Source organism: Halomonas sp. 707D4, assembly GCF_024158685.1.
Taxonomy (GTDB): domain Bacteria; phylum Pseudomonadota; class Gammaproteobacteria; order Pseudomonadales; family Halomonadaceae; genus Vreelandella.
This window is the reverse complement of sequence record NZ_JAMZBD010000117.1, coordinates 1-7,758: the sequence shown is the minus strand read 5'-3', so window position 1 is coordinate 7,758 and position 7,758 is coordinate 1. Positions and strand designations below refer to the sequence as shown.

Here is a 7,758-nt window from a genome sequence, read left to right as displayed (position 1 = left end):
ACGCAACGGCGTGGTGGACATGGCCTACACCGCCGCGAGTTTCTACGCCGGCACCGTGCCCGAGCGCGACGCCATGGTCGCCTCGAACACCAACGCCATCTACGCGCGGGAAAACGGCGGCCTCGACCTGCTCAACGAGATTCACCAGCAGAAGATGGGCACCTACTACCTGGGCTGGTTCGACAGCGGCGTGAACTACAACCTCTACACCATCGACGAGCCCAAGCTCGACGGCGAAGGCAACCTGAGCATCTCGGGGCTGCGTCTGCGCAGCAATCCGGTCTACGACGCCTTCTTCCAGGACTACCTCGGCGCCCAGCCGATCAGCCTGCCCACCACCGACGTCTACTCGGCGCTGGAGCGCAGCGTGGTCAACGCCACCGGCTGGACCCAGATCGGGCTCGAGGACCTCAACTGGGACAGTTTCCTCAACTACCGTATCGACCCTGCCTTCTTCTCCACCGACATGGGCGTGATCGTCAATTTGGACAAGTGGAACCAGCTGAGCCCCGACGCCCAGCAGATCCTTCAGGAAGTGGCGATCGAGCACGAGCGCGACAGCGCCGAGCGCCTCGATGATCTCGCCGTGGAGCAGCAGGCCGCCCTCGAAGAGAACGGCATGACCGTGGTGACCCTGGAAGGCGAGGCCGCCACGCGCTACGCCGAAGCCGCCCGTGAAGCCACCTGGGCGCGCATGCGCACCCAGATGGAGCGTCACCCCGCAGGGCTCACTCACTACGACGAGCTGATCGAGAAGTTCAACGATCTGTAACGTGAAGCGCAAGGCGTTGCCTTGCGCTTTTCTTGTGATGCACTCGCTGCCCAGGGTTTTCTATGCGCTACGTACGACGCGGCTATCTTTGGCTCTTGAACGGTATGGCCCTGCTCGCCGCCATCATGCTGGTATGGCTGATGGTGGCGGTGGTGCTGTCGGTGGTGATTCGTAATCTAGGGCTTCAACCCTCGGCCTGGTTCTTTCTCTCCACCGAGTACGCCATGTTCTATCTCACCTTGCTGGGCGCGCCCTGGCTGGTGCGCCAGCGTGGACACGTGCATATCGAACTGCTCACCTCCATTCTGCCGCCGCCGGTATTGAACGTTCTCAGTCGGGCGGTGGCGCTTCTGTGCGTACTGGTCAGCCTGGTGCTGGCCTGGAAGGGGCTGGATCTTTTCATGATGAACATCGAGCGCAGCGACTATGACGTGCGCGCGTATTTCGTGCCCAAGTGGATACTCACCATCGTCTTTCCGGTCAGTTTCACTCTGATGGCGGTGGAGTTCGGCCGCTTCGTCGTCGGTCGGGAGATTCTTCACAGTGGCGAAGCGGGGATCAAAGAATAATGGAATGGTATCTGGCTCTGGCGTTTCTACTCTCGCTGATTCTCGTCTTCATGGCGGTGGGCACGCCCATCGCGCTCGCCTTTCTCGCGGCCAACGTGATCGGCGCCTGGCACTTCATGGGCGGTCAGGCAGGCATCATGCAGATGCTCAACAACGGCTTCGGCGCGCTATCGAGCTTCAATCTGGTGCCGATACCGCTGTTTCTGCTGATGGGCGAGCTCTTCTTTCGCACCGGGCTCGGCATGAAGATGTTCAACGCCGTGGACCGGTTGATGGGCAAGGTGCCCGGGCGTCTCTCCTACGTCACCGTGGTCGGCGGTACCGCGTTCTCCACCCTGAGCGGCTCCTCCATGGGATCGACGGCACTGATGGGGTCGCTGCTGGTGCCGGAGATGCAGCGCCGGGGCTACAAGAAGAAGATGGCGATTGGGCCCATCCTGGGCACCGGAGGGCTTGCGATCATCATCCCGCCCTCGGCGCTGGCGGTGCTGCTGGCCACGCTCGCCAAGATCGACATCGGGGCGCTGTTGATCGCCGGCATACTGCCGGGGCTGACGCTCGCCGGCTTCTACATGATCACCATCTTCATTCAGACCAGGCGTGACCCGGAGGCCGCCCCGGCCTACGAGCTCGAACCCGTGCCGCTTGCCGCCAAGCTCAAGCTGATCGTCACCGACATCGTGCCCATGTTGAGCGTCATGGTGATCATCGTCGCGCTCATGCTGGTCGGCTTCGCAACGCCGTCCGAAGCCGCCGCCTTCGGGGCGCTGGGCGTCATCATCCTGGGCTTCGCGTTTCGCTGCATGACCTGGGCGGCGTTCACCCAGTCCGTGGCAGGCGCCCTCAAGGTCACCCTGATGGCGTACCTGATCGTGTTCGGCTCTGCCACCTTCAGCCAGCTGCTCGGGTTTTCCGGCGCCTCCGGCGGGCTGATCCGCTGGGCCACCGGGTTCGACCTGTCGCCGATTCTGATGCTGATGGCGATGTTCGCGGTGCTCCTGGTGCTGGGCACCTTCATGGAGCAGATCTCGATCATGATGCTGACGGTACCGATCTTCTTCCCGCTCGCCCAGGCGCTCGGGTTCGATCTGATCTGGTTCGGCGTGATCGTGCTGCTGGCGCTGGAGATCAGCTTTTCCACACCGCCTCTGGGGCTTCTGCTCTTCGTCATGAAGGGCGTGGCGCCGCCGGGCACCACCATGCGCGAGATCTACTCCGCCGCCATTCCTTACATCTTCTGTTCAATGCTGCTGGTGGCGCTGCTGGTCGTCTTCCCGAGTCTTGCCACCTGGCTGCCTCGGATGCTGTGAGCGAAGTGAAAACGAGAGAGGGGCGCCAACCTCTCTTTTTTGTGGTGATGCCTTAGCCGGAGAAGGTATCAAGGTGCTTGTTTCGCTATTCGCGCTTGCCAGCGATCCCAGGGCGGTACGTCGCCCAGCTCTTCGAACAGATGCTTTAGAAAAGCGCTGACCTTGGGCGCGGTCAGGCGTCGCTGGCCGTACAGCACATGGATGTCGCGCCGGCTGGGGGCTACTTCGCCACGCCACGACTCGAGCACGGGAATCAGCGCTTGACGGGCGAGCTCATCGCCAATCAGCCAGGTAGGAAACATCACCAGACCCTGGCCCATCAGCGCTGCCTGCAGCAGGCTCTCGGCGCTATTGCTGTAAAGCGAGCCTTCTACCTTGCAGATGATGGGGCTGCTGGCATCCGGCCGGGCGAAGTACCATCGCTGGCGCCCCATTTCGCCTTGATAGAGCAGGCAGTCGTGCTGGCAAAGCGCCTCGGGCGTCGGCGGCACGCCTTGGCGTTCGAGGTAGGCGGGGGAGGCCGCCACCACGTAGTTCATGGGGGCCAGACGCCTTGCCACCAGCGTGGTGTCCGAAAGTTCGCCGACCCGGAAGGTGACATCGATACTCTCTTTTACCGGGTCGGTAAGCTGGTCGGTCAGCATCAGCTCTGCCTTGATGGCGGGGTGGCGGCGTTGAAAACGGTGCAGAATCGGCACGATCTGGCGCTGGCCGAAGGCGACCGGCGCGTTGATGCGCAAAAGCCCGGAAGGCTCGGCGCCCGGGGCCTGGAGTGCCTCGGTCGCCAGGTCGAGTTGACCGAGAATGTCACGGATATCGCGGTAGTAGCGCTCGCCGGCCTCGGTCAGGGTCACGGCGCGCGTGTGGCGATAAAGGAGCTGCTGGCCCAGCGACTCCTCCAGCGCGGTGATCTGGCGCGAAATGGACGAAACCGCTCGGTGAAAGTGGTGCGCCGTCGCCGTGAAGCTTCCGGTAGCGGCGACGCGCTCGAACACGCGCAGGGCATTGAGATCCATCGAGTTGCACCTGTTGCAATAAAGATTTGCGATTTTTCCAATTGTAGCAACTGATGCCTCTTACCAGAATGGAAGCCATCGCTCGCGATGAACAAGGTCGCAAGATCTTGGGAAAGGCGGGCAGTACACGTTCATCGAAGGAGTCATCATGCGTAAAGGCAACGCGCTCGTGGTAGGCGCCACCGGCATTACCGGCGGTAATCTGGCAAGCTATCTCAATGCCAGCGGCTGGACCGTTTACGGACTATCGCGTCGTGCGAGCGAGCAAAGTGGCGTCATTCCCGTCACGGCGGACCTGCTCGATCGTGACGCAACCCAAAAGGCGCTGGCCGACCTGCCCATCACCCACGTGTTCTATTGCACCTGGATCAAGCGGGACAGCGAAAAGGAGAACGTCAAGGCCAATGGCGCCATGATGCAGAACCTGCTCGACGCCCTGCAGGACAAAAAGATCCAGCACGTCTCGCTGGTCACCGGCACCAAGCAGTACCTGGGCTCCTTCGAGAGCTACGGTAGCGGCAAGGTGGAGACGCCGTTTCGTGAATCCGCGCCTCGCGTGCCCGGCGACAACTTCTACTATGCCCTGGAAGACACGATGTTCGCCGCCGCCGAGCGCGACGGATTCAGCTGGAACGTGCACCGCCCGCACACGGTGATCGGCTACGCCGTCGGCAACGCCATGAACATGGGCACGACGCTAGCCGTCTACGCCTCGATCTGCAAGGAAACCGGCCAGCCATTCACCTTTCCGGGCTCGCAAACCCAGTGGAATGCGCTGACCGATTTGACCGACGCGCTGGTACTGGCGCGCCAGATGGAGTGGGCGGCCACCACGCCGGGCGCGCGCAACGAGGCGTTCAACACCGTCAACGGCGACATCTTCCGCTGGCGCCGGATGTGGCAGGAAATCGGTGAGTTCTTCGAACTGGAAGTGGCCGAATGCCCCGATACGCCAACGCCGCTGGAAGAGCAGATGAAGGATAGCGCCGGTATCTGGCGCCAGATTGCCGAGAAGCACGATTTGGTCGAGCCGGAGGTCGACAAGCTCGCCTCCTGGTGGCACTCGGACGCCGATCTGGGCCGTGAGCAGGAGTGTGTCAACGACGTGACCAAGATGCGCGAGTTCGGCTTCGATCACTTCCGCGAAACCCGCAGTGCGTTTTTCGATCTGTTCACTCGCCTGCGCGCGGAGCGTCTTATTCCCTGAGCTTGATCGGTGCACGAAGAAGAAGGGGCCAGGCGGCCCCTGCATATACGAAACAGATCGTAACGAGCGCGGCGTCGAGGCCGCGTACTTACTCCCAGGCCGGAAACGGGTCCGGCAGCTTCTTCCAGGCCTCGATACCTTCGAGAACGTCCTCTTCGCTTAGAAGGCATTCGTCGAGGGCGGCGCGCATGCGGGCCTGGTCCATGTTCTGACCGATGAACACCAGTTCCTGACGCATGTCGCCGAAGGGTTCGACCCATTTTTCCTCGATGAAGCCACGATACGCCGGATCGGTGGGCCAGCGCGATTCCGGCACGGCTTTCCAGAACATGCCGGCAGCGCCGTGATGAGCGATGCCGCCGGCCTGGCTCCACTGGCCCGCCCACTGCGGGCGGCTGGCCAGCCAGAAGAAGCCCTTGGAGCGCAAGAGGCGCTCGCCGAACCACTCCGAGTGCAGAAGATCATGGAACCTGGCCGGGTGGAAGGGGCGGCGCGCGTGGTAGGCGAAGCTCGCAATGCCGTACTCTTCGGTTTCCGGCACGTGCTCGCCGCGCATCTCCTTGAGCCAGCCCGGCGAGCGCTGGGCGCGCTCGAAGTCGAAGCGGCCGGTGTCGAGCACCTTGTCCAGCGCGACGTTACCCTGGCGGATCGGCACGATCTCGGCGTCGGGGTTGAGCGAGGTGAGCACTGCCTTGAGCGACGCGAGCTCGGACTCGCTCATCAGATCGGTCTTGCTGACCAGCAGCACGTCGCAGAACTCGATCTGGTCGACCAGCAGGTCCGCCACGTTGCGTTCGTCCTCGTCCCCCAGGCTCTCGCCGGCCTCGGCCAGGCTCTGGGCGTCGCGATACTGGGTCAGGAAGTTGGCGCCGTCGACCACGGTCACCAGCGTGTCCAGCCGCGCCACCCGGGAAAGGCTTTCGCCCTCTTCGTCCTCGAAGGTAAAGGTCTCGGCGACCGGCAGCGGTTCGGAAATGCCGGTGGATTCGATCACCAGGTAGTCGAAGCGGCCTTCGCGGGCGAGCTTGCCGACCTCGATGAGCAGGTCTTCGCGCAGCGTGCAGCAGATGCAGCCATTGCTCATCTCGACGAGACGTTCATCAAAGCGATTGAGCGCCACCTCGTTTTCGAACATCGATTCGCCCGGCCCGCCGCGCACCAGCGCCGCGTCGATATTGACCTCGCTCATGTCGTTGACGATCACCGCCACGCGCCGCCCTTCGCGGTTGGCCAGTATGTGGTTGAGTACGGTGGTTTTACCGGCGCCCAGAAAACCGGACAGAACGGTGACCGGCAGAGGCTTGAAGTCAGACATGCGATCCATCTCCCTTGAATGTTATGTGATAATATAACATTCAAGATCAGTGCAAAAGATCTTCTTGCCGAGCCGGCGATGGCCGGCTCTTCGATGGCAGCGAACGTTGTCTATCTTCTTGAAGGTTGCATTGACCTCTACCGACGACGGCGGTCGGCATTCATGAGCCGTCGTTTAAGCGATTCGCCAGGTTTTCCGTCAGCTGGAGAATCAATTGGCGGTCTCTTTGCTCGAGCGGTAAAAGCAACGACCTTATGCGTCGCGTCTGATCGTCTATTTGTGTGCTGGCTTCGCCCAAGAGCTCGGCGGTTTCGCAATCGAAGATCTGGGCAAGCTCCATGAGCCGAATGACGTTGGGAATGACACGCCCCCTTTCGATGCGTGAAACCGCTTCGTTTCCAATGCCCAGCCGTTCCGCCACTTCTTCCTGCGTCATCTGGCAACGGGTACGCTGCTTGGCGATAGCACCACCAATGTTCCCAGCGATACGCTGCTGTTCGTTTTTTTTCACCTGGGCCTCCCTATAAAGGGAAATGGTTGGGGAGCGGCCTATGGACATGAAGGACTATTCAGGTTGAAGATCGACTTTAAAAGTTGATAATATAAAATTAGGTATAATGAAAGGCTGGTAGTGATAAAGAAGAAACCGCCAAAAGCGGTTTTATTTAATTTGCTCATTTAATTAATATAATTCTCGTTGACCGGAACGAATAAGAGCGAAAGTCTGGAACGTCGGAAAATTTTTGTCGGGCGATAACGGTGCTGTCATGAACGGTCCCGTTACTGGTTGTCGATAGTGCAACCTGGAAAACGTCACGTTACCGGTCACACGGCAGGTAAGCGAGCGATAGGCGAAAAGGCCCCGCGCGGCACGTTGCAATTTAAAGGGGAACGTTGCGACGAATGACGTTGTAATCACTCGGGTATGTGTGATGAGCGGCGCCAATGCCGCATCGATCGAGTCACGCTCAAGATCGATACCGCCTTGGAACATTGGATTAAACTTAGTTAGCTGATACCCATTCGAGGCGCTTGATACCATGTTTCCCGACCCTGCACAAGATATATTGCAGCAGCTTTCGAAAAGCTTTGCCAGCCGTCATCGGGAAGAGTTCTTTCAACACCTGACACGCTCGTTGGCCACCCTGCTCAAGGTCGACCATGTCGTGATCGCACGTATTGACTCACATCAAAGTTTCGTCACGCCGCTGGCCTTTTACTCGAACGGCCAGTGGCGAGAGCAGGCACCCTATCCGATCAAGGAGACCCCGGCCGCTCAGCTCGACACGCATGCGGAACTGTTCGTCGATGGTGGGGCGCGAGAGCGCTTCCCGCGCGATAGCCAGCTGGCGGCGCTGTCCGTCGAAGGCTATCTGGGGGTTCCCATGCGTGCTGCCGATACCCACCGACTCGGCTTCATCGCGCTGATGCATTCGGCGACGTTGACGCTGCCTTCCTTCGCTCTCGATCTTCTGCGCATCGTCGCCTGGCTGGCGGGGGCCGAGCTTTCACGCCAGTTGATCGGCGCCAGCGCGAACACCCATATTGCCCGCCAGCGTCGGGCGTTGC

Annotated in this window: 8 protein-coding genes; 5 read left to right on the top strand and 3 right to left on the bottom strand. The window is 60.9% G+C overall.

The window, feature by feature from the left end; genetic code table 11:
* From dctP to BIS11_RS07035, 3 genes are all read left to right on the top strand, one after another.
* A partial coding sequence (dctP, locus tag BIS11_RS07045; RefSeq protein ID WP_253585861.1) for a TRAP transporter substrate-binding protein DctP occupies window positions 1-772 on the top strand: 772 nt, incomplete at its 5' end.
* Between the two features lie 62 nt (window positions 773-834).
* Entirely contained in the window at window positions 835-1,341 is a 507-nt protein-coding gene (locus tag BIS11_RS07040) for a TRAP transporter small permease (protein WP_253418770.1), read from the top strand.
* Window positions 1,341-2,651 (top strand): TRAP transporter large permease, encoded by a 1,311-nt coding sequence (locus tag BIS11_RS07035; RefSeq protein ID WP_253418768.1) that lies wholly within the window; start codon window positions 1,341-1,343, stop codon window positions 2,649-2,651. The genes BIS11_RS07040 and BIS11_RS07035 overlap by 1 nt, the downstream gene beginning before the upstream one ends.
* 68 nt (window positions 2,652-2,719) lie before the next feature.
* Here the strand turns inward: BIS11_RS07035 and BIS11_RS07030 are convergent, their stop codons facing one another.
* Window positions 2,720-3,667 carry a LysR family transcriptional regulator gene (locus BIS11_RS07030; RefSeq protein ID WP_253418765.1) on the bottom strand — a complete coding sequence of 316 codons (948 nt, stop codon included), beginning with the start codon at window positions 3,665-3,667 and terminating at the stop codon, window positions 2,720-2,722.
* A gap of 148 nt (window positions 3,668-3,815) precedes the next feature.
* Here BIS11_RS07030 and BIS11_RS07025 point away from each other — a divergent pair, with 148 nt between their 5' ends.
* The gene (locus BIS11_RS07025; protein WP_253418762.1) at window positions 3,816-4,874 is read left to right on the top strand and encodes an SDR family oxidoreductase; all 1,059 of its coding nucleotides are present in this window, start codon (window positions 3,816-3,818) and stop codon (window positions 4,872-4,874) included.
* Between the two features lie 88 nt (window positions 4,875-4,962).
* Here BIS11_RS07025 and zigA read toward each other — a convergent pair whose 3' ends face one another.
* Both zigA and BIS11_RS07015 read right to left on the bottom strand, forming a co-directional pair.
* A complete protein-coding gene (zigA, locus tag BIS11_RS07020; protein WP_253418759.1) occupies window positions 4,963-6,189 on the bottom strand; it encodes a zinc metallochaperone GTPase ZigA in 1,227 nt (408 codons plus the stop codon).
* A 160-nt stretch (window positions 6,190-6,349) separates the two neighbouring features.
* Window positions 6,350-6,700, bottom strand: coding sequence for a helix-turn-helix transcriptional regulator (locus BIS11_RS07015; RefSeq protein WP_253418757.1), 351 nt, complete (start codon window positions 6,698-6,700; stop codon window positions 6,350-6,352).
* 529 nt (window positions 6,701-7,229) lie between these two features.
* Here BIS11_RS07015 and BIS11_RS07010 point away from each other — a divergent pair.
* Window positions 7,230-7,758: GAF domain-containing protein (locus BIS11_RS07010; RefSeq protein WP_253585860.1), on the top strand; the 529-nt coding region annotated here is incomplete at its 3' end.

Coding starts and splice junctions, on each gene's coding strand:
- BIS11_RS07040 (WP_253418770.1), top strand. CDS start 835: ATGCGCTACGTACGACGCGGCTATCTTTGGCTCTTGAACGGTATGGCC.
- BIS11_RS07035 (WP_253418768.1), top strand. CDS start 1,341: ATGGAATGGTATCTGGCTCTGGCGTTTCTACTCTCGCTGATTCTCGTC.
- BIS11_RS07030 (WP_253418765.1), bottom strand. CDS start 3,667: ATGGATCTCAATGCCCTGCGCGTGTTCGAGCGCGTCGCCGCTACCGGA.
- BIS11_RS07025 (WP_253418762.1), top strand. CDS start 3,816: ATGCGTAAAGGCAACGCGCTCGTGGTAGGCGCCACCGGCATTACCGGC.
- zigA (WP_253418759.1), bottom strand. CDS start 6,189: ATGTCTGACTTCAAGCCTCTGCCGGTCACCGTTCTGTCCGGTTTTCTG.